The organism is Curtobacterium sp. AB451, from assembly GCF_050585845.1.
Taxonomy (GTDB): Bacteria; Actinomycetota; Actinomycetes; order Actinomycetales; family Microbacteriaceae; genus Curtobacterium.
Genome location: NZ_JBOBQG010000006.1, coordinates 177,048 through 198,278, shown reverse-complemented (window position 1 = coordinate 198,278; position 21,231 = coordinate 177,048). Strand labels below are relative to the sequence as shown.

Sequence of the window (21,231 nt, the reverse complement as noted above, 5' to 3'; positions counted from 1 at the left end):
GCTGCCGCACGATCCGCGCGGCGCCCGCACCGCAGCCCCGCTGCCGCACGGTCCGCGCCGCGCCCGCGCCGCAGCCCGGCTGCCACGCGGCCCGCCCGGACTACCGTTGACGCATGAGCACCAGACGCGCGGTCGTCCTCGGCGGTACCGGCGGGATCGGTTCGGCCGTCGCGCGTGAGCTCCTCGACGTCTCGGGGCGCGGCGGCGGCGACTGGCAAGTGGACGTCGTCGCCCGCCGCGGTGGCCCGATGGCCGACACCCTCACGGCAGCGGGAGCGACGTTCGTCCCCGGTGACCGCCGGGACTCGACAGTGCTCCGCGACCTCCTCCGTCCGGGAGCCGACCTGCTGGTCGACACCGTCGGGCTGACCCGCGACGACGCCCGGCAGCTCGCACCCTTCCTCGACGACGTCGGCTCGACGGTCTTCGTCTCGTCGAAGGCCGTGTACGCCGACGAGCAGGGACGCCACGCGAACTCGGTCGACCGGCCGGTGTTCGGGGGTGCGGTGACCGAGCTGACGCCGACGGTCGCGGCGGGTGACGGCGACCCCACCGCGCGCGACGGCTACGGCGCGGCGAAGGTCGCCGCCGAGCAGGTCCTGCTCGACCACGGCGCACCGGTCACCGTGCTCCGCCCGTCGAAGGTCCACGGCGTCGGCATCGGACGACCCCGCGAGTGGTTCGTCGTCCGCCGCGCCCTCGACGGCCGTGAGCGCATCCTGCTCGCCGACCACGGCCGCGGTGTCGACCACACCACCGCAGCGAGCGGCATCGCGTCGCTGGTGCGTCTCGTGGCGGACGCCCCCGACCGGCGCATCCTCAACGTGGCCGACGACACCGCCCCGAGCGTGCTCGAGATCGTCCGCACGATCGCGGGACACCTCGACCACGCCTTCGACGAGGTCCTGCTCGACGAAGGCGCCCCCGCGTTCGTCGGCACGACCCCGTGGTCGTCCCCGACCCCGTTCGTCCTCGACACGACGGCGGCACGGTCGCTCGGGTGGGAGCCGCCCGCGTTCGCGACGGCCGTCCGACCCGAGCTCGACTGGCTCGTCGAGACGGCCCACGCCGTCCCGGCGGACGGCGACGTCCCGTGGGCGGCCGACCCGTTCTGGGACCGGCTGTTCGACTACGGCCCCGAGGACGCCGCGCTCGCGTTGCTGTCCCTGAGCCACCGCGGCTGACCCGTGCCCCGCTCCGAGGTCCTGTTCATCGGCGGACGCTCCGGGGTCGGCAAGACCACCGCGGCCGAGGCCCTGCACGACCTGCTCGTCGCCGCCGACGTCCGGCACGCCGTGATCGAGGGCGACTTCCTCGACCTCGCCCACCCCGCGCCGCACGTCGAGCACCCCGAGGCCCGGCTCGCCGAACGGAACCTCGCCGCGATGTGGGCCGCCTACCGCGAGCTGGGTCACCACCGGCTGGTCTACACGAACACCGTGTCGGTGCTGGAACAGGACGCGTTGGCGCGGGCGATGGGCGACGACCCCGTCGTGACCGCGGTCCTGCTGCGCGCCGACGACGCGACCACGGCCGACCGCCTGCGCCGTCGGTCCGGTGGACACCTGCCCGAGGCGCAGCTGGCGCACAGCACGCGGACGGCCGGGAGGCTCGACGCGGCGGTCCGGGGCGACGTCACGTGGGTGGACACGGACTCCATGGCACCCGGTGACGTGGCCGTGCGGCTCGCGGCCCGCACCGGGTGGATCGACCTGCGGTCGCCTGTGGACGGACCAGATCCGTCCACAGATCGCGCCTGACGGCGCGGCACCCAGGCCGAGGGAGGCAGGCTGGACACATGACCGACAACCGCCTCGGCACCGCGATCAGCCCCTACCTCCTGCAGCACGCCGACAACCCGGTCGACTGGCGCGAGTGGGGTCCCGAAGCGTTCGCCGAAGCCCGCGAGCGAGACGTCCCCGTCCTCGTGTCCGTCGGCTACGCGACGTGCCACTGGTGCCACGTGATGGCCCGCGAGAGCTTCTCCGACCCGGGGATCGGCGAGCTGCTCCGGCAGGACTTCGTCGCGGTGAAGGTCGACCGCGAAGAACGCCCCGACGTGGACGCCAGCCTGATGGCGTCGGCGAGCGCGTTCACCGACCAGCTCGGATGGCCGCTGACGACCTTCCTCACGCCCGAGGGGCACGTGTTCTTCGCGGGCACGTACTTCCCGCCGTCGCCGGTGGGGCAGGTACCGGCGTTCCGGCAGATCCTCGCCGCGGTGCTCGACGCGTGGACGGACCGCCGGCACGAGGTGGACGCGAACGCGAGCGCGATCGCCGCCGCGATCCGGCAGGGCGCCGAGGCGGACCGCACCGCCCCGCGTGGTGCGGTCGGTGGCGGGGGTGCGCCGCGCCTCCCGGCCGTCGGCGAGATCCGGGCCGTCGTCGACCAACTGGCACGTGCTGAAGACACCACCTACGGCGGTTTCGGGGGTGCGCCGAAGTTCCCGAGCGCACCGTTGCTCGAGTTCCTGTCGGACGTCGCCGCCGACGGCGGTGAGCAGGCATCCGCGCTGCTCGACCGCTCCCTGCACGCGATCCGCACGACCGAGCTGACCGACGCGGACGGCGGGGTCTTCCGGTACGCGACCAGGCGCGACTGGTCGGTGCCGCACTACGAGCGGATGCTCTACGACAACGCCGGACTGCTCGCGGTCGCCGGGGCAGAACAGGCCCGGGGCATCGCCGACTTCCTGCGGGACACCCTCCGCCGGCCGGACGGCGCGTTCGTCGCGGCGCAGGACAGCGAGTCGACGATCGACGGCCGACGGGTCGAGGGCGCGTGGTACCGGCTGCCGCTCGACGAGCGCGGACGACTCGATCCCCCGCCGCTCGACGACCAGGTGCTCACGGGGTGGAACGGCCTCGCGATCCGCGGACTCGCGATCGCCGGGGCCCGCCACGGGGACGACGAGATGATCGCGCTCGCCCGGGGAGCAGCGGACGCGATCGTGGCCGGGCACCTCACGGACGGGCACGTGGCGGTGCGGTCGAGCACCCCGCGTGGCACCTCGACGGCGGCGCCGACCATCGAGGACGTGGGGCTCCTCGCCGAGGGGTTCCTCGAACTCGCCCTCGTCACCGGCTCGGTGCACTACGCCGAGGTCGCCCGGTCCCTGGTCGCCGACGGCGTCGCCGGTCGGTTCGACGCCGACCCGGTGCTCGCCGCTGCCGGCACCGCCACGGGCGAGCAGCCGCAGACCGCCGTGCGCTCCGGCACGGTCGCGCTCGCCGCGGCCGCCGCGACGCTGGCCGCGCTCACCGGTGACCAGTCCTTGCGGGCAGCGGCAGCCTCGCTCGTGGCCGACCGGGCCGTCACCGGGACGGGACGACCGCTCGGGCACGCAGACGCCCTCGGGGTCGCGCTCGCCCTGGGGCGTCCCTCGCGCGAGGTCGTCGTGGTGACGTCGGACCCGGACGACCCGATGCGATCGGCCGCGCTCGCGGCCAGGCGACCGGGAACGACGATCGCCCTCATGAACCCGACGCAGGCCCGGGCCTGGGCTGCCGCGGGCTTCGAGCTGCTCGCGGGCCGCGCCGACGACGACGGCGCGGCGTACGTCTGCCACGACCGGGTGTGTGCGCTCCCGGCGCACTCGGCGGACGCGCTGTCCGCGCAGCTCAGCGACGCGAGCCGCTGACGGGTATCCTGGAATGCTCATGTCGACCACGCTGCCCGTCATCACGTACCCGCCCGAACTGCCGGTGTCGCAGCGGCGGGACGACATCGCTGCCGCCATCCGCGACAACCAGGTCGTGATCGTCGCGGGCGCCACGGGGTCGGGCAAGACCACGCAGCTGCCGAAGATCTGCCTCGAGCTCGGACGGACACACATCGGGCACACGCAGCCCCGACGGATCGCAGCCCGCACCATCGCAGAGCGTGTGTCGGAAGAACTCGGCGGCGAACTCGGCGGAGTCGTCGGGTACCAGGTCCGCTTCACCGACAAGGTGTCCTCCGACACCCGGGTGAAGCTGATGACCGACGGCATCCTGCTCAACGAGATCCACTTCGACCGCGACCTCAAGCGGTACGACACGATCATCATCGACGAGGCGCACGAGCGGTCCCTCACGATCGACTTCCTGCTCGGCTACCTCAAGCGACTCCTCCCCCGCCGCCCCGACCTCAAGCTCATCATCACGAGCGCGACGATCGACCCAGAGTCCTTCTCGAAGCACTTCGGCGGTGCGCCGATCATCGAGGTCTCTGGCCGCACGTACCCGGTCGAGATCCGGTACCGCCCGCTCGTCGCGGAGAACACCGACGACGCCGACGACGCCGACGACGGAGGGGACGAGGACGACCCGCGGACGGACGACCACGGCAGCAGCGCCGACGACCGTGACACCATGCAGGGGATCACGGACGCGCTCGACGAACTCGCTCGGGAAGACCCGGGCGACGTCCTGGTGTTCCTGTCCGGCGAGAACGAGATCCGCGACGCCCAGGACGCCATCGAGGGCAAGCACTACGCCGGCACCGAGGTCCTGCCCCTCTACGGCCGCCTGTCCGCCGCCGACCAGCACCGCGTCTTCGAGCGCCGCAGCACCCCGGGGATCCGCCGTCGGGTCGTCCTCGCCACGAACGTCGCCGAGACCTCCCTGACGGTCCCGGGCATCAAGTACGTCGTCGACACCGGCACCGCCCGCATCTCCCGCTACTCGCCACGCGCCAAGGTACAGCGGCTCCCGATCGAGGCGATCTCGCAGGCGAGCGCGAACCAGCGCTCCGGTCGCGCCGGCCGGACGAGTGCCGGCATCGCGATCCGGCTCTACTCCGAGGACGACTTCGACCGTCGTCCGGAGTACACCGACCCCGAGATCCTGCGGACGAACCTCGCCGCGGTGATCCTGCAGATGATCTCCCTCGGCTTCGGCGACATCGAGGCGTTCCCGTTCCTGCAGCCGCCGGACTCCCGGGGCGTCAAGGACGGCCTCGACCTGCTCCGCGAGCTGCGCGCCGTCGACGGCTCCGGCTCGATCACGAAGACCGGGCGGCAGCTCACCCGGCTCCCGATCGACCCGCGGCTCGGACGCATGGTGCTCGAAGCCGGTCGCCAGGGCGTCGGGCGCGAGGTCATCGCCGTCGTCAGCGCCCTGAGCATCCAGGACCCGCGCGAGCGTCCCCTCGAGAAGCGTGCGCAGGCCGATCAACTGCACGCCCGGTTCGCCGACCCGACGAGCGACTTCCTGACCCTGCTGAACCTCTGGAACCACATCGAGGACAAGCAGGACGAGCTCTCGTCGAGCGCCTTCCGCCGCCTGTGCAAGGCCGAGTTCCTGAACTACCTCCGCATCCGCGAGTGGCAGGACCTGTACCGGCAGCTCTCGCGGGCGGCGAAGCAGGTCGACGTCCGCATCGGGCAGGCCCGGTCCGACGACGGCGACGCCGTGCACCGGTCGCTGCTCGCCGGGCTCCTCAGCCAGATCGGTCTGCGCGACCGCGAGAAGCGCGACTACCTCGGCTCGCGGAACACCCGGTTCGTGGTGTTCCCGGGCAGCGTGCTGGCGAAGAAGCAGCCGGACGCGGTGATGGCCGCCGAACTCGTCGAGACGAGCCGGCTCTTCGCCCGCACGGTCGGCCGGATCGACCCGGCCTGGGTCGAGCCCCTCGCCGGCGACCTCCTGAAGCGGACGTACGGCGAGCCCCACTGGGAGAAGAAGCAGGGCGCTGCCGTCGCGTACGAGCGCGTCACCCTGTTCGGCGTGCCGATCGTGCAGCGACGTCGGGTGCAGTACAAGCGCGTCGACCCCGAGCACTCGCGCGAGCTGTTCATCCGGCACGCCCTCGTCGAGGGCGAGTGGGACGCGCAGCAGGCGTTCGACCGCGACAACCGGAAGCTCCGCCGCGAACTGGAGCAGCTCGAGGAGCGCACGCGTCGCCGTGACATCCTCTTCGACGACGAGCGGGTCTTCGAGTTCTACGACGCCCGTGTGCCGGCCGACGTCGCCACCACGCGCGACTTCGAGGGCTGGTGGCGCCAGGCGCGGCGCGACCAGCCGGACCTGCTCACCATGCGCCGGTCCGACCTCCTCGACGAGGACGCTGCGGAAGCCGCTCAGGACCAGCAGGAGTACCCGACCCAGTGGCGCAGCGGTGACCAGCGCCTCGCCATCAAGTACCGCTTCGAGCCCGGCGCCGAGGACGACGGCGTGAGCGTGCAGGTGCCGCTCGCCCTGCTCCCCCGGATGCGTGAGGAGGGCTTCGACTGGCAGGTCCGCGGCCTCCGCAAGGAGCTCGTCACCGCGCTCATCAAGTCCCTGCCGAAGCAGATCCGGAAGAACGTCGTGCCCGCTGCCGACTGGGCGGAGAAGATCGTCGCCGAGCTGCCGGACGACGCCCCGACCGAGCCGACCGAGTCGTTCCGGGCCACCCTCGCCACGGCGATCCAGCGCATGACCTACGTCCCGGTGTCCGAGTCGGACTTCGACCTCGCGCGGGTCCCGGCGCACCTGCTGCCGACGTGGGCCGTGGTCGACGAGCGCGGCCGCCGGGTCGATACCGGCAAGGACCTGTCGGCCCTGCAGACGAAGCTCAAGGACCGGACCCAGCAGAGCGTCGCCTCGGCGACGGCGCGCGCCGCAGGTCGGACAGGAGGCGCGGCTCGCGTCGCGTCCGCGGCCGCCGGTGGCGCCGTGGAGCGATCAGGGCTCACCGCGTGGCCGTCCGACGATCTGCCGCAGGTGCTCGACACGAAGCAGGCGGGTGGCGTGATCCGGGCGTACCCGTCCCTCGTGGAAGAGGGCGACGGTCCGAAGGCGACCGTCGGCGTCCAGCTGCTCGCGACACCGTCCGACCGGGCGGTGCGGATGCCCGCCGGTGTCCGACGGCTCGTCATGCACGCCGTGCCCTCGCCCGTGTCGTACATCCAGTCGCACCTCACGGCGCAGGAGAAGCTCGCGCTCGCCGCCAGTCCGTACCCCTCCACCGCGGCACTGTTCGACGACGTGCTGGCGGCGGTCGTCGACGCCGGGACCCGCCGGGCGCACCCCGACGGGCTGGTGTTCACCAAGGCCGACTTCGAGGCCGTGCGGGACACCGTGTCCGCGACGGTCGTCGACACCATGTTCACGGCCGTGTCCGAGGTCGCTACCGTCCTCGCCGCGCACCGAGCCGCGGAACGATCGCTCAAGCAGGCCAACTCGATGTCGCTGCTGCCGGCGCTCACGGACATGCGGCAGCAGATGGAGCGACTCGTGTTCCCCGGCTTCGTCGCGGTCGCGGGGCTCGATCGGCTGCGGCGCATCCGGGTGTACCTGCAGGGTGTCGACACTCGCGTGCAGAAGCTGCTGCAGAACCCCGGGCGCGACGCCACCTGGATGCGCGAGGTCACCGTCGCGACCGACCGCTACCTCGACGCCGGGGGCACCTTCCCGCCGGCCGCCGGGGCGCACCCGGAGCTCGTGCACGCCCGCTGGATGCTCGAGGAGTTCCGGCTCAGTCTCTTCGCGCAGGAGCTCGGCACGGCCGAGACGGTCTCGCTGCAGCGCATCACGAAGGCCCTGGCCGCCGCGCGCTGATCCCGCTAGCGTTTCGGCCATGATCGGCACGCTCGACGTCATCGTCCTCGACTGCGCGGACCCCCGTGCGCTCGCCCGCTTCTACGCCGAACTGCTCGGCGGCGAGATCGTCGGCTTCGACGAGGACTGGGCCGAGGTCGCCCTCCCCTTCACGGACCACCGGCCGATCCTTGCCTTCCAGCAGGTGGCCGCGTACCGCGCCCCCGAGTGGCCCGGGCAGGACGTCCCCCAGCAGAGCCACCTCGACGTGAAGGTGGACGACCTGGACGCCGGCGAGACCGCGGTCCTGGCGATCGGCGCGACGGCGACCGGATCGGGCACCGACACGTTCCGCGTGTACCTCGATCCCGCCGGCCACCCGTTCTGCCTGATCCGTCCGAACGACTGAGGTCCCGTGACGGACATCCGCGCGGTCCTCTTCGACCTGGACGGCGTCATCCGGCACTTCCACCCGGAGCACGTCGAGGCGATCGAACACGCACACGACCTCGCCTCCGGGACGATCGAGGCGGTGGCGTTCGCTGCACCCCTGATCGACGAGGTGACGACCGGCCGGATCACCCGGGCCGAGTGGCTCCGGGTCGTCGGTGATCGCATCGGCAACCCGGCGGCGGCCGAGGCCTGGGGTCGGCAGCCGTTCACCCCGGACGCCGAGGTCCTCGATCTCGTCGACGAGCTGCGTGCGGCGGGTTGCACGACGGCGGTCCTGACGAACGGCACCGACGGCGTCCCCGCCGAGGTGGCGACGTTCGGCCTGCACGACCGGGTCGACGCCGTGTTCAGCTCGCACGAGATCGGCTTCACGAAGCCCGACGTCCGGGCGTTCCGGCACGTGCTCGACGCGCTCGACCTCGACGGCCCAGAGGTGTTCTTCACCGACGACTCGGAGCGGAAGCTCGGTGGTGCGATCGAGCTCGGCATGCCGGTGCACCACTTCACCGGGGTCGACGGGCTCCGGGCTGCGCTGCGCTCGAGCGGCATCGACGTGCGGATCGACGGGGACCGCACGGCACTCGACCAGGCACTCGCGACGAAGCTGGTGCCGTGACCGAACTCCGACCCGTCGACCTCGACCGCTGGCCCCGCCGCGAACACTTCGCGCACTACCGCGACCGCGTGCCCTGCACGTGGGAGATGACCGTCGAGCTCGACGTGACGGACTTTGCCGAGACCGTCCGCGCGACCGACCGTCGGACGTACGCGTCGCAGATCTGGGCCATCGCGTCGGTCGTGAACCGGCACGCCGAGTTCCGCATGCAGCTGCAGGACGACGGGTCGCCAGCGGTCTGGGACGTCGTGCACCCCATGTTCACGGTGTTCCACGCCGACACCGAGACGTTCTCGGCCCTGACGGTCCCGTACGACGAGGACCCGGCCCGCTTCCACGAGGCGGCGGTCGCGACGATGGAGCGCTACCGGGACGACCACCGGATGTTCCCGCAGGAGGACCGCCCGCAGAACGTGTTCGACGTCTCGACGCTGCCGGGGGCGTCCTTCACCGGGTTCGCCCTGCACGTGCGGGACGGATGGGACCACCTGCTGCCGATCTTCACGATCGGGCGGTACCGGTTCGTCGAGGGGCGCACCATCATGCCGCTCGCGATGCAGGTCAACCACGCGGTGACGGACGGCTTCCACGCGTCGCGGTTCGTGACCGAGCTGCAGACGGTGTTCGCCGAGGCCGGCTGGCTGCGCCGCTGACCGACGGGTCCGGGCCGCGCCCCGGGCCGGGCGCCTGATCGGGTCGGGTGCCCGCCCGGGTCAGGCGCGCTCGTCGATCGACCGTGCGCCGGGCACGGGCGGCGCCGGGTCGTCCGATGCCTCCGGGTCGTCCGCGCGGGCCCACTTCACGGTCCACCGTACGAGGGGCTGCACGCGCTCCCAGGCGTCCACGACGTCGGCCAGCGGGCTCGTGAGCGGCAGGTGCACCAGCGCGGCGTAGTGCTGCATGCGCAGGAGTCCGATCCGGGGGTGGTCCGCCGGGTACCCGCGCGGCGCGGTCTTCAGCGGCGGACCGGCGAGCTCGAAGCCGGCGTCGGTGAGCTCGTCGAGCACGCGCTGCAGGGCGGCGGCCGCCTGCGGGTGCTCGTCGATCGCGGTGCGGGCCGCGGTCAGCTGCGCGCGGGACGGCGTGTAGAGCCCGCCGCCGGCCTGGATCCCGTCGACCCCGGCGCTCAGGTAGACGCCACCCGCGGTGAGCCCGGTGTCCTCGCGGTAGGGGCGTTTGTCGGGCGTGAAGCGCAGGTCGCGGTGCTGGCGGAGGACACGGCCGGGTCCGTACCGCCGCTCGGCCTCGGCGAGCAGTGCCTCCATCGGCTCCTGCACGTGCCGCTGCCAGTCGTCGCGGTGGTCCTCGAACCACGCGGTGTCGTTGTGCGCTGCGAGGCCCCGGAAGAAGGTCGCGAGCGCCGGTCGGAAGGGCGTGTCGGTCACGGGTTCCTCCGGGTCTGGTCGGTCAGGTCCGCAGCTCGGTCCGCCGCGGTTTGAGTCGCTCGGGCGCGTCGGTCGCCGGCGTCCACTCGCAGGTGAACGTCCCGCGGTACCCGAACAGGAACCCGAAGACCCGATTGTGCACCTCGAGGTCGACGTGGAACGCCTGGTCGTCCTCCGACCACCACTCGTTGAGGGTCGCCCGACCGCTGAACAGCATCGGGAAGCGGAACGCGATCGGGCCCTCGTAGAAGCGCTGGGCGTCCGAGGTGAGCACGAGTCCGCCGCGGTCGTCGACGGCGAGGTCGAGGTCCACCGCGAGGTGCTGGTGCGACCCGAGGTAGTCGAGCACCCGGCCGTCCGCGAGGACCATCGTGGCGTCGAACCGCGCCGTCCGCCCGGGCTTGGTCGTCTAGGTCCGGACGAAGGTCACCGTCTCGCGGCCGTACCGGTCGCGGTACGGGTAGTTCTCGATCGTGAAGGGCACGTCGGTCCCGACGTCCGGCACGAGGATGTTCCGCAGCCGACCGATCTGCAGGAACGGCACGGTCCACCACGGTCCCCGACGGATCGACGTCATCACCCCGCGGCCGGTGCACGCCTCGGCCGCGTCGAGCCCCACGCCGAACCGGCGACGCATCATCGGGTGCAGCCGCTGGAAGTCGGCGCCGAGCGCCTCCTCGAACACCGAACTCATCGATCCCCTCCCGGGTCGGGCAGCGCCGCCAGCGTGGCGGGCGCGTCGTGCAGCTGGTCGCCTCGACGAGAGCCGCCCGCGGGTGCGCGGCGGGTCCGGGAGGCGCGGGGCCGGTCCCGTCGCCACGGCTGCAGCACCGAGGTGAGCGGCCAGGCCTCCGGCTCGGCACCGCCCTCGACCCAGATCCGGAGGCGGTCGAAGCTCCACGCCGTCGCCCAGCCCAGGAGGGGCCGGACCACCACGTCGAGGATCCCCCAGCCGGGGTCGTAGTCGTAGCCGGTGACGAACCGGGTGCGCCCGTCATCGGTCGGCACGTACCGCCAGTAGCCCCGACCGGCACGGATCGGTGACAGCCGGTCGTCGGTGGCGAACCGCAGCGCCGAGGTCCTCGTGCCGTCCGCCCGTCGCCGCTCGCCGATGCTCGCCCCGGTCCCGTGCACGTCGTGCACCGGGGTGCGCCGGACGTACGTGAAGCGGGCGGCGCCGTCCGCGTCCGCCGGCTCGGGGACGATCTCGGAGAACCGGACGTCCCACCGCACGTGCTGCACGGGGTCCTGCGTCGCCGCCCACACCCGGTCGACGTCGGCGTCGATGATCGTCTCGACGTAGATGCCACGCTTCCCCACAGGCCGATCGTAGGGCACCGCTCACCCCGGGTGCGGGTCCGCCGCGTTGACCGTGACCGTTCCGGTTCACGATCCCCGGGTTCCGCGAACCGGAACGGTCACGGCCCGAGGAGGACACGACCTCTACGCTGGCTCCATGACGTCGCAGTCGGCACCCCGTCCACGCCGCACGATCGGACTCGTGGGCGCCGGCGGCATCGCGGTCGCCCACGTCCCCGGGCTGCTCCGCCTCGGTGACGTCGTCGTGCACTCGCAGGACGGCGCGCACGAACTCGCCGCGGCCTTCGCGGACGAGGCCGCGCGGGTCGGCAGCACGATCACCGTCGCCGACTCGCTCGACGAGCTGCTGGCGGCGGTCGACCTCGTCGACGTCGTCGTCCCGACGCCCGCCCACGCCGCCGTCGTCCGTCGGGCGCTCGCGGCCGGACGGCACGTCGTCTCCGAGAAGCCGCTGGCCCGCACGGACGCCGATGCCGAGGACCTCGTGGCGCGCGCGGCGGACGCGGGCCTCCACCTCTACCCGGCCCACGTCGTGCGCTGGTTCCCCGCGTACCGGCGGCTGCACGAGGCCGTCACCGCGGGCCTCCTGGGCGACCTCGCCGTCCTGCGCTTCTCGCGCTCCGGCGCGTTCCCGACCCGGGTGGCGTGGTTCGGCGACCGGGCGCAGTCCGGCGGCATCGTGATGGACCAGATGATCCACGACCTCGACATCGCCCGCTGGGTGGCCGGTCCGGTCACCAGGGTGTCCGCGGTCACCGTCCGCGCGGGGGACGCCGAGCACCCGGTCGAGGCCGCGCACGTCCTGCTCACCCACGCGTCCGGCGCGATCAGCCACGTCGCCGGGCTCTGGGGCCCGCAGCACCTCGCCTTCAGCACCGAGTACTCCGTGACCGGCACGCTCGGCAGCCTGGCGCACTCGTCCCTCGCCGAGGAGGACACCCGCGCCGACCTCGCGACTCCGACCGCAGTGGACGGGTTCCTGCCACCGGTCGACCCCGCCGAGGACCCGTACGCCCTCGAGCTCGCCGACTTCGTCGCGGCGTCCGAGGGCGGACCGCTCCCCCGTGTCAGCGCTCGGGACGGTGCCGTCGCGGTGCGCATCGCCAACGCCGCACTCGCGTCCATCGACTCCGGTCAGCCCGTGGAGGTGACGCTGTGACACTCCGCGTCGGTGTCCTGTCCTTCGCCCACACGCACGCGATCGGGTACCTGTCCGCACTCGCCGCGATGCCCGACGTCGAGGTGTGCGGGACCGACCCCGGCGGCGTCTCGACCGGGACGGCCCTCGGCGAACTCCGCGGCGCCGACCTCGCCGGAGCCCAGGGCGTCCGGTACGCCGAGTCGGTCGACGACCTGCTCGCGTGGGGGCCGGACGCCGTCGTCGTGACGAGCGAGAACGCCCGGCACCGGGAGTTCGTCGAACGCGCTGCCGCCGCGGGTGCGCACGTCCTCTGTGAGAAGCCGCTCGCGACCTCGTGGGAGGACGGCCTGGCCATCCGTGACGCCGTCCAGCGCGCCGGGGTGACGCTGATGACGGCCTACCCGGTGCGCTTCGCCTCGGCGTTCGACCGGTTGCGGGCCACGCACGCCTCCGGGGCGCTCGGCACGGTCTTCTCGGTCCGCGGCGCGAACAACGGGATGCTCCCGCTCACCCGCGACTGGTTCACCGACCCGGCGCTGAGCGGTGGCGGCGCGATCGTCGACCACGTCGTGCACGTCGCCGACCTCGTCGACGGGCTGACCGGCGCGCGCCCGGTGTCCGTCACGGCGGTCGCGAACCGGGTGCTGCACGCGGGTCGTGCCCACGCCGAGACCGCCGGGCTCGTGACGATCACGTACGACACCGGGATGATCGCCGCGATCGACTGCTCGTGGAGCCGTCCGGACACGGCGCCGGCCTGGGGCGGGTTGACCCTGGACGTCGCCGGGACCGGCGGGACGGTCTCGGTCGACTTCTTCGGCGCTGCCGCCCGCGGACTCGACGCGGTCGGCGGGCGACCGATCGAACTGCGGTACGGGGCGGACCACGACGTGCCGATGCTGCGGACGTTCCTGGGCGCCGTCCGGGCCGGTGTCCAGCCCCAGCCCGACGTCGAGGTCGGGCTGCGGACGCTGTCGATCGTCCTCGCGGCGCAGGAGTCGCTGCGGACCGGCAGGACGGTGCCCGTCCCGACGGCGTGACCGACGCGTCGCCGCGGCGACCCCACTGCGGAGGGGAGGCGCGTGGCGGCCCCGACCCGTGCCTCCAGGCCGGCACGCGGCCGGACGGGAGGCGCACGACCGGCCCGACCCGCGCCTCCCGTCCGTCACCCGCCAGGCGGGGCATGCTGGTCGCATGACCTCCGCGCCGTCCGCCAACTCGTTCGGGGCCGCTGCCGACGCCTACGAGCGCGGGCGGCCCGGGTACCCGGACGCGGCGGTCGACTGGCTCCTGCCGTCCGGCGCCCGACTCGTCGCCGACGTCGGTGCGGGCACCGGGAAGTTCACCAGGAGCCTCGTCGGACGCGCCGCCGAGGTCGTCGCGGTCGAACCCGACCGGGCCATGCGCGAGCGACTCACGGCCGTGCTGCCGGGCGTGCGGACGCTCGCGGGCAGCGGCGAGTCGATCCCCCTGCCCGACGGGAGCGCCGACGCCGTGACGTTCGCGCAGGCCTGGCACTGGGTCGACCCGGTGCAGGGTGCCCGCGAGGCAGCCCGGGTGCTCCGGCCCGGCGGGGTCCTCGGGCTGGTGTGGAACGTCCGCGACGAGACCCGACCGTGGGCCGCCCGGATCAGCGCGATCCTGGCCCAGCCCGAGTCGCGGGCGAGCGTCCAGAGCGCACCCGTCGTCGGCGCACCGTTCGACCCCGACGCCGTCGAGCACGAACGGTTCCCGTGGGTGCACGAGCAGGACCGCGCGGCGTTCCTCGACATGGTCGCCTCGCGCAGCTACGTCATCGTGCTCCCGCCCGACGAGCGCACCACACTGCTCGATCGGGTGCGACGTGTGCTCGACGAGGACCCGGAGACCGCCGGCCGCGCGACGATCCCGGTCGGCTACACGACCTACGCGCACCGGTCCGTGCGGCCCTGACCCGTCCCCGCGCTACGCTCGTGCCGATGCGCGCGACCGTGCGGGACGTGGCTGCCCTCGCCGGGGTGTCGCCGAAGACCGTCTCCAACGTGATCAACGGCGGCGTCGTGGTGCGCCCGGAGACCCGGCAACGGGTCGAGCAGGCGCTCGCCGAGCTCGACTACGTGCCGAACCTGTCCGCCCGGGGCCTGCGCAACGGACGCTCCGGGGCGATCGCCCTGACGCTGCCCGAGATGTCCAGCGCCTACTCCGCCGAGCTCGCGCAGTGGTTCGTCGAACTCGCGCGGGACCGCGGCTGGACCGTGCAGCTCGACCAGACGGCCAACGACCCCGCCCGCGAGCGTGACCTCGTCTCGCGCGCCCGGGCGCACCTCGTCGACGGGCTGATCCTCAACCCGGTGTCGCTCAGCGCGAGCGTCCTCGCCTCCACCGAGGGCCTGCCCCCGACCGTCGTCATCGGCGAGGTCGAGCCCGAGCACGTCGACCAGGTGCACGTCGACAGCCGCGCCGCTGCCGAGCAGGTCACGTCCTACCTCGTCGGACGAGGGCACCGGCGGATCGCGATCGTCGGGGCCGCCCGCGCCGTCGAGGCCACCGCGACGAGCGAGCTGCGGGAGCGCGGGTACCTCGCCGGTCTCGCCGGAGCCGGGATCGCGGCCGACCCCGGGCTCCGCGTCCCGCTGGCCGCGTGGACGACGAGTGCGGCGGCGTCGGCGTTCGCGGTGTGGCTCGACGAGCATCCGCTGCCCGACGCCGTGTTCGCCTTCACCGACTCGATCGCGTTCGGCGTGCTGCACGTCCTCGCGGCCCGCGGTGTGCGGGTCCCCGAGCAGGTGAGCGTCGTCGGGTTCGACGACGTCGACGGTGCCGCCTACGCGATCCCCGCCCTCACCACGGTGTCGTTCGACCGACGGGCGTTCGCGACCGCGGCGCTCGATCTCCTCACCCGACGGATCGAGGACCGCGAGGCGCCGCCCGAGACCGTCGTGGTCCCGCACCGCATCGTCGAGCGCGCGAGCGTGGCCACGCGCTGACGACCCATCCCGCCGGAGTCGGCGTACGCTCCGCCGCATGACCGCCGCTGACCCGTCGATGCCGACGCTCGCCGCCACGGTGCTGCAGTCGCCGGACCCCCTCGCGCTCGCCCGGTTCTACGGCGCGCTGACCGGCTGGACCGTCCACGAGGACGACCCGACCTGGGCCCGCATCCGGCCCGACGACGGCCCGGGCCTCTCCGTGCAGTACGAACCCGCCTACGTGGCGCCGACGTGGCCCGGGACGGAGGACGCTCCCGGCATGCAACTGCACCTCGACTTCCAGGTGGAGGACCTGCCGGCCGCGGTGACCAGGGCGGAGGGACTCGGCGCACGCCAGGCGGCGTTCCAGCCACAGGAGGACGTCCGCGTCCTGCTCGACCCGGACGGGCACCCGTTCTGCCTGTTCCTCCCCGGGGCCTAGGGACACGCGGACCCGCTCCGGAGCGACCGCGGGTCCGTGCCGCGCGCGGACTCAGGCCGGGGTCGTACCGGGGTCGGGGTCCGCCGCCGCCAGCACCGCCGCACGCGTGCGCGGGTCGCCGAGGATGCGGAAGTGCCCGCCGACCGGCACCCGCACGTTCGTCGCCCCGGCGAGCGCACTGCCCTCGGGGATGAGCGTGTCGAACACGCCGTACACGCTGGTGATCCGGGCGTTCGCGTCGAGCTCCCGTGCGAGGCCGGCGAGCACCGGGTCGCTCGACCGGAACGCACGGAGGTGCCGCACGGGCGCCAGGCGTGCGTACCCGGAGCCGGCGAAGGGCGTCGAGACCGCGACCATGCGGTCGATCCGGCCGTGGTCGTCGAGCCGCGTCATCGCGTACTTCCCGATGAGTCCGCCCTTGCTGTGCGCGACGAGCAGGACGTCGTGCAGGTCGTGCGCCTCGAGGTACGCCAGCACCTCCGCCGCGGACTCCGGGACCGGGCGCAGGTTGTGCCGCAGCACCGGCAGCACGTGCACGGGGTGTCCGCGGTCGTGCAGGGCGTCCATGAGCGGGCGCATGAAGTGCCAGGTCTCGTAGACGCCCGGCACGACGACGACCGGTTGGCCGTCGCCGCTCCGGTAGTCGTCGGCGGTCGTCGGGCCGAGGCTCCGCACCTGCCAGCGGATCGCGTACCACCAGTCGAGGACGGCCCACCGGCAGCGGCGGAGCACGGTGACGCGGACAGGAGGCGCGGTGCGGTCCGTGCGCGGCCCATCCGTCCCCGACGTGGTCGCGTCGGTCATCGTGGGCCCTCGAGGGTCTGCACGCGGCGGAACTCCCCCACGAGCCGTGCGAACGTCACCGGCTGGCGCTCCTGCACGTGGTGCGGACCCGGCAGCTCGACGAACGCACCACGCGGGGCGGTCGCGGCGACCCGGGCGGACCAGTCGTGGCGGGCGATCGGGTCCTGGTCACCGCGGACGACGAGCACCGGCTGGGTGAGTTCGGCGACGGTGTCCTCGAGCCGGTAGCGGAGCATCGTCCGGAGCTCGGGCACGTACTGGCGCACGCTCCGCAGGTAGTCGGTCACGAGGACCGCGTTCATCCGGGCGCCCTCGACGAAGCCGTCCCGCCCGAGGTCGAGCGCCTGCGTGAGCAGTCGACGGCGACCAGCGGCGATGACCGGACCGACGAGCACGACCGACGCGACGGCGTCCGGGTGCCGACGCGCTGCCTCGACGACGACCTGCGTCCCCATGGACTGTCCGACGAGCACGAGGTCGCCGGTCCCGCGGGAGCGCACGGCGCGGACGACGAGGTCCCCGAGCTCCGTCATCGTGAGGCTCCGGCCAGCTGCCGGGAGCCCGCCGAACCCCGGTAGGTCGACGCTGACGGTCCGGTGCGTCGCGGCGAGTGCCCGCTGCGAGCGCGCGAAGGACCGGTGCGACATGCCGATGCCGTGCACGAGGACGACCGTCGGGGCGAGGACGTCGTGCACCCGGCCGGCCGGTGCCAGGGTGTGCAGGCGCACGGGGAGTCCGTCGATCCGGACGGTCTCGACTCTGGCGCGCACGGTGCGAGGCTACGCGGACCGTGCTGTGCACAGTGAGGCGTCAGCGTCGTCATCGCCCGCACACAGGCGACCGGTCTGTACTCGTCCTCATGACCGAGCGCACCCCCGTGAACCCCGAGTCCCGCGAGTTCCGCGACGACATGGACCCCGCAGCCCACCAGCACACCACGCCGTACCCCGCCAGCCCGGCCGGCTGGGGGGCGGCACCGACGCCGACGTCGACCGCGACGCTCGACGAAACCCCGTCCCCGTCGGGCCTGTACGCCCCCGCGCCGGCGGCCGATCCGTCGCCCGCCCCCGCTGCTGCCGCCGACGGCCAGTGGGCCGGGGAACCGCCGTACGTGACGCCGGCCCCGCCCGCCGGTTCGTGGGCTCCGGTCGCTCAGGGTGCCCAGAACGGTGCGACGCCCTGGTGCGGCGCCGCAGCGACCAGCCGCCGGAAGCGCGGCCGCGGCGCGAACGGCCCGCGACCGCCGTGGTTCTGGCAGGTGCTCGCCGTCGGGGTCGGTCTCGCGGCGCTGCTCGTCGGCGGCGGGATCGGCTTCGCGATCGGGCACGCGATCGGTGGCGGCTCGAGCCAGTCGACGACCCAGGTGCCCGGGACGAACGGCGGCACGAACCAGTTCCCCGGGGGCGGCACCGGGCAGTTCCCCGGGAACGGTTCGCAGGGCGGGACCGGGACGCAGGGCGGGACCGGCACCGGCACCGGATCCGGCACGAGCGGTTCCGGGTCGAACAGCTGACGGCTACGCTCCGAGCATGCGCAAGGTCACCGCGGGACTGTTCACCTCGGTCGACGGCGTCGTGCAGGACCCGTACACGTTCCAGTACGACAGCTTCGACGACGAACTCGGCGCGGGCATGGGCGCGTTCATGGCCCGGACCGACACCGTCATCCTCGGGAAGAACAGCTACCTCGAGTGGGCCGAGTGGTGGCCCGCCCACCCCGACGACCCCTTCGGCCGGTGGATCAACCCGATCGAGAAGTACGTCGCCTCGACCACGCTCGACGACGACCTGGCGTGGGAGAACAGCACGCGGATCGACGGCGACCTCGACGCGTTCGTCCGTACGCTCAAGGAACGGGACGGTGCCGACATCGCCGTGTGCGGCAGCGTCACCGTCGTCCGGCACCTGCTGTTCGCCGGGCTCCTCGACGAGCTGCAGCTGATGGTGCACCCGGCGATCGCGGGGTCCGGACGCACGCTCTTCGAACCGACCGACCCGCCCACGCGCCTGCGGTTGGTCCAGAACACCGTGACGAGCAAGGGCAACGTCGTGAGCACCTACGCGAGGCTCGACGTCTGACGGCGGTGAGCCGTCCCTCCAGGCCCCCGTCGAACGACCGTCCGAACCGCGCGTACCCTCGGTGGTGACCATCTCACCATCCGAGGAAGCCGGAGTCAGCATGCCCCAGGACACCCGCCCGCACGTCGTCATCGTCGGCGGTGGATTCGCCGGTGTCGCGGCCATGCGCGAGCTCGCCGACGCTCCGGTGCGGGTCACCCTGGTCGACCGCCACGTCTACAACATGTTCCAGCCGCTCATGTACCAGGTGGCGACGGGCGGGCTGAACGCGGGCGACGTGACGTACTTCCTCCGGAGCCTCCGCGCGAAGCAGAGCAACGCCGAGTTCCGGCACGGGCTGCTGACCGGCATCGACCCGGTCGAGCGCATCGCCGAGATGTCCGACGGCGAGCACCTGCACTACGACTGGCTGATCCTCGCGAACGGCGTGAACACGAGCTACTTCGGCACGCCCGGAGCGTACGAGTACGCGTACTCGATGTACTCCCGCTCGCAGGCGCTCCGGATCCGCGACGAGCTGTTCACCCGGCTCGAGGAAGCCGCCGCCAACCAGGGCCCCGACGAGATCAAGATCGTCATCGTGGGCGGTGGCGCGACCGGCGTGGAGATGGCCGGCGCGCTCGCCGAACTCCGCGACCAGGCCCTCGTCGGCGCGTACCCGGAGATCGAGCGGGGCAACATCTCGATCACCCTGGTGCACCGCAGCGGCGAGCTCCTGAAGCCCTTCGCCCCGCGGCTGCGTCGGTACGCGGCCAAGGTCCTCCGCAAGCGCGGCGTCGTGCTGCGGCTCAACACCGGCGTCTCCAAGGTGAAGCCCGACGGGGTGATGACGGCCGAAGGTGAGTTCATCCCGGCGTCGCAGGTCATCTGGGCGACCGGCGTCGCGGCCCACAAGGAGGTCTCCGGCTGGGGCATGCCGCAGACCCACGGCGGGCGCATCCAGGTGAACGACGACCTCAGCGTCAAGGGCGTCGAGCGGATCTTCTCCGCCGGCGACATCGCCGCGCAGGACGACGCCCTCGCGCAGCTCGCCCAGCCGGCACTGCAGGGCGGCCGGCACTCGGCGCGGCAGATCGTGCGGCTCATGGCGGGCAAGCCGACCGAGCACTTCAAGTACTTCGACAAGGGCACCATGGCGACGATCGGGACGAACGCCGCCGTGGCGCAGCTCCGCGGCGGCATCACGATGGTCGGCCCGGTCGCCTGGCTCGCATGGGTCGCCGTGCACATCGCGTCGCTGCTCGGCAACGGCAACCGGCTGTCGACGCTGTCGCACTTCTTCGTGCGGTACCTGTGGTTCATGCGGAAGCGGGCGATCCCGATCGTCGGCGACGTGCGGCCCGTGCGGCCGAACGGCGACCGCGAGCCCGAGCCGTGGCAGATGCAGAAGGCGGAGTAGGCGGGGGCGCGCGGGGCCCGGGGTGCGGGGCCCGGGCGCTCGTGTCAGGGGGCCCGTCTCGGTACGACATCGTCGACGTCGTACGACAGCGACTTCGTCGCTCCTCGCGACGGGTGACATGACGCGCGTGCACAAAACGACAAGACCGACGTCGTACGACGTCGGTCTTGTCGTTCTGGGTCAGCGGCGCGCGGCGACCCCGGCGTAGGCGCCCGCGGCGATGTCCTCGAGCAGCCCCGGCCCGACGGGCTCCCAGCCGAGGAGCCCGCGCGTCGCCTCGGACGTCGCCGACATCTCCATGCCGAAGAACCGCCCGATGAACCCGAAGTGCGACAGCGCGTCCTGCGGGTCGATCGAGGTCACCGGCAGCCCGAGGCTCTCGCCGATGGCCTCGGCGATCGCCCGGGTCGGGATCGCGGTCTCGGCGACGGCGTGCAGGCGCGTGCCAGCCGGAGCCTGCTCGAGCCCGAGCCGGACGAGCCGCGCGGCGTCCGTGACGTGCACGGCCGCCCAGCTGTTGGTGCCGTCGCCGACGTAGCCGGACTCGCCCCGCTCCTGGGCGGCGGCGACGATCGCGGCGATGAACCCATGGTCGCCGGTGCCGTGCGTGGTCGGGCTGAACCGGGCAGCGATCGTCCGCACGCCCTGCTCGACGAAGTCGAACCCGCGGTTCTCGCTGCCGCCGCGCATGCTGTCGGCGCCGACGAAGGGGCTCGGGTCCGCCTCGGTCGAGGGGCGGCCCTGCGCGAGCCCGGCGACCCCGGACGCGACGACGAACGGACGGTCGGTGCCGACGAGCGCCTGCCCGATGGTCTCGACCGCGGCCCGCTCGCTGGCGTTCGTGGCCGCGGCGTTCGCCCAGTCGTGCTTGTTGGCGAGGTGCAGGACGCCCTCGGCCTCGGACGCGCCGCGCCGGATGGCGTCGAGGTCGTCGAGGTCGCCACGGACGACGGCGACGCCCTTGGTCTCGAGCCCGGCGGCGGAGGAATCCGAGCGTGCGAGGCCGGTGACGGTGTGCCCGGCGGCGAGGAGCTCGTCGACGGTGTGGGAGCCGATCCATCCGGAGGCCCCGGTGACGAACACGTGCATGTGCTTTCCCTTCACAGGTGTCCACGGCGGTGATGTCATGAACTGACATCA

20 protein-coding genes and 1 pseudogene are annotated in these 21,231 nt (G+C 73.1%); 15 read left to right on the top strand and 6 right to left on the bottom strand.

The features are described 5' to 3' along the window. Positions 1-113 precede the first annotated feature (113 nt). From ACQXVK_RS14900 to ACQXVK_RS14870, 7 genes are read left to right on the top strand one after another with little or no spacing between them, the layout of a single operon-like run. Positions 114-1,184 carry an NAD-dependent epimerase/dehydratase family protein gene (locus ACQXVK_RS14900; protein ID WP_430854077.1) on the top strand — a complete coding sequence of 357 codons (1,071 nt, stop codon included), beginning with the start codon at positions 114-116 and terminating at the stop codon, positions 1,182-1,184. Between the two features lie 3 nt (positions 1,185-1,187). Beyond that, a complete protein-coding gene (locus ACQXVK_RS14895) occupies positions 1,188-1,760 on the top strand; it encodes an AAA family ATPase (RefSeq protein ID WP_022906486.1) in 573 nt (190 codons plus the stop codon). A gap of 38 nt (positions 1,761-1,798) precedes the next feature. Then, on the top strand, positions 1,799-3,643 hold the full coding sequence (locus ACQXVK_RS14890) for a thioredoxin domain-containing protein (protein ID WP_430854076.1): 1,845 nt from the start codon (positions 1,799-1,801) through the stop codon (positions 3,641-3,643). A gap of 19 nt (positions 3,644-3,662) precedes the next feature. After that, the gene (gene hrpA / locus ACQXVK_RS14885) at positions 3,663-7,526 is read left to right on the top strand and encodes an ATP-dependent RNA helicase HrpA (protein WP_430854075.1); all 3,864 of its coding nucleotides are present in this window, start codon (positions 3,663-3,665) and stop codon (positions 7,524-7,526) included. Between the two features lie 19 nt (positions 7,527-7,545). Next, a complete protein-coding gene (locus tag ACQXVK_RS14880; RefSeq protein WP_430854074.1) occupies positions 7,546-7,914 on the top strand; it encodes a VOC family protein in 369 nt (122 codons plus the stop codon). A gap of 6 nt (positions 7,915-7,920) precedes the next feature. Next, the gene (locus ACQXVK_RS14875; protein ID WP_430854073.1) at positions 7,921-8,574 is read left to right on the top strand and encodes an HAD family hydrolase; all 654 of its coding nucleotides are present in this window, start codon (positions 7,921-7,923) and stop codon (positions 8,572-8,574) included. Then, positions 8,571-9,227 (top strand): CatA-like O-acetyltransferase, encoded by a 657-nt coding sequence (locus tag ACQXVK_RS14870; protein ID WP_430854072.1) that lies wholly within the window; start codon positions 8,571-8,573, stop codon positions 9,225-9,227. The genes ACQXVK_RS14875 and ACQXVK_RS14870 overlap by 4 nt, the downstream gene beginning before the upstream one ends. Positions 9,228-9,287: 60 nt before the next feature. Here ACQXVK_RS14870 and ACQXVK_RS14865 read toward each other — a convergent pair whose 3' ends face one another. The 3 genes and pseudogenes from ACQXVK_RS14865 to ACQXVK_RS14855 all read right to left on the bottom strand — a co-directional run bounded on the left by ACQXVK_RS14865 (position 9,288) and on the right by ACQXVK_RS14855 (position 11,279). Next, positions 9,288-9,959, bottom strand: a complete 672-nt coding sequence (locus ACQXVK_RS14865; protein ID WP_402267676.1) for a DUF2461 domain-containing protein — start codon at positions 9,957-9,959, stop codon at positions 9,288-9,290. Positions 9,960-9,981: 22 nt separating this feature from the next. After that, a pseudogene (locus tag ACQXVK_RS14860) lies at positions 9,982-10,596 on the bottom strand (DUF4166 domain-containing protein). 53 nt (positions 10,597-10,649) lie between these two features. After that, positions 10,650-11,279, bottom strand: a complete 630-nt coding sequence (locus tag ACQXVK_RS14855) for an SRPBCC family protein (RefSeq protein ID WP_430854071.1) — start codon at positions 11,277-11,279, stop codon at positions 10,650-10,652. A 136-nt stretch (positions 11,280-11,415) separates the two neighbouring features. Between ACQXVK_RS14855 and ACQXVK_RS14850 the strand changes: the two genes are divergently transcribed. The 5 genes from ACQXVK_RS14850 (at position 11,416) to ACQXVK_RS14830 (ending at position 15,810) form a co-directional block, all read left to right on the top strand. After that, entirely contained in the window at positions 11,416-12,438 is a 1,023-nt protein-coding gene (locus tag ACQXVK_RS14850) for a Gfo/Idh/MocA family protein (protein WP_430854070.1), read from the top strand. Beyond that, positions 12,435-13,460 (top strand): Gfo/Idh/MocA family protein, encoded by a 1,026-nt coding sequence (locus ACQXVK_RS14845; RefSeq protein ID WP_430854069.1) that lies wholly within the window; start codon positions 12,435-12,437, stop codon positions 13,458-13,460. The genes ACQXVK_RS14850 and ACQXVK_RS14845 overlap by 4 nt, the downstream gene beginning before the upstream one ends. A 154-nt stretch (positions 13,461-13,614) precedes the next feature. Beyond that, the gene (locus ACQXVK_RS14840; protein ID WP_430854068.1) at positions 13,615-14,352 is read left to right on the top strand and encodes a class I SAM-dependent methyltransferase; all 738 of its coding nucleotides are present in this window, start codon (positions 13,615-13,617) and stop codon (positions 14,350-14,352) included. A gap of 26 nt (positions 14,353-14,378) precedes the next feature. Further along, positions 14,379-15,386 (top strand): LacI family DNA-binding transcriptional regulator, encoded by a 1,008-nt coding sequence (locus tag ACQXVK_RS14835; RefSeq protein ID WP_430854067.1) that lies wholly within the window; start codon positions 14,379-14,381, stop codon positions 15,384-15,386. Between the two features lie 37 nt (positions 15,387-15,423). Further along, positions 15,424-15,810 carry a VOC family protein gene (locus ACQXVK_RS14830; RefSeq protein WP_430854066.1) on the top strand — a complete coding sequence of 129 codons (387 nt, stop codon included), beginning with the start codon at positions 15,424-15,426 and terminating at the stop codon, positions 15,808-15,810. A gap of 51 nt (positions 15,811-15,861) precedes the next feature. Here ACQXVK_RS14830 and ACQXVK_RS14825 read toward each other — a convergent pair whose 3' ends face one another. Further along, a complete protein-coding gene (locus ACQXVK_RS14825; RefSeq protein WP_430854065.1) occupies positions 15,862-16,614 on the bottom strand; it encodes an esterase/lipase family protein in 753 nt (250 codons plus the stop codon). Then, a complete protein-coding gene (locus ACQXVK_RS14820) occupies positions 16,611-17,384 on the bottom strand; it encodes an alpha/beta fold hydrolase (protein WP_430854064.1) in 774 nt (257 codons plus the stop codon). Before ACQXVK_RS14820 ends, ACQXVK_RS14825 begins: the two co-directional genes overlap by 4 nt. Positions 17,385-17,473: 89 nt before the next feature. Here ACQXVK_RS14820 and ACQXVK_RS14815 point away from each other — a divergent pair, with 89 nt between their 5' ends. The 3 genes from ACQXVK_RS14815 (at position 17,474) to ACQXVK_RS14805 (ending at position 20,091) form a co-directional block, all read left to right on the top strand. After that, positions 17,474-18,127: a hypothetical protein gene (locus tag ACQXVK_RS14815; RefSeq protein WP_430854063.1), complete on the top strand. Its 654-nt coding sequence runs from the start codon at positions 17,474-17,476 to the stop codon at positions 18,125-18,127. Positions 18,128-18,143: 16 nt separating this feature from the next. Further along, positions 18,144-18,692 (top strand): dihydrofolate reductase family protein, encoded by a 549-nt coding sequence (locus ACQXVK_RS14810; protein ID WP_430854062.1) that lies wholly within the window; start codon positions 18,144-18,146, stop codon positions 18,690-18,692. 64 nt (positions 18,693-18,756) lie between these two features. Beyond that, on the top strand, positions 18,757-20,091 hold the full coding sequence (locus ACQXVK_RS14805) for an NAD(P)/FAD-dependent oxidoreductase (protein ID WP_430854061.1): 1,335 nt from the start codon (positions 18,757-18,759) through the stop codon (positions 20,089-20,091). Between the two features lie 180 nt (positions 20,092-20,271). On the opposite strand, the gene ACQXVK_RS14800 is transcribed toward ACQXVK_RS14805, so the two are convergent. Beyond that, positions 20,272-21,180, bottom strand: a complete 909-nt coding sequence (locus tag ACQXVK_RS14800) for an SDR family oxidoreductase (RefSeq protein ID WP_430854060.1) — start codon at positions 21,178-21,180, stop codon at positions 20,272-20,274. Positions 21,181-21,231 lie beyond the last annotated feature (51 nt).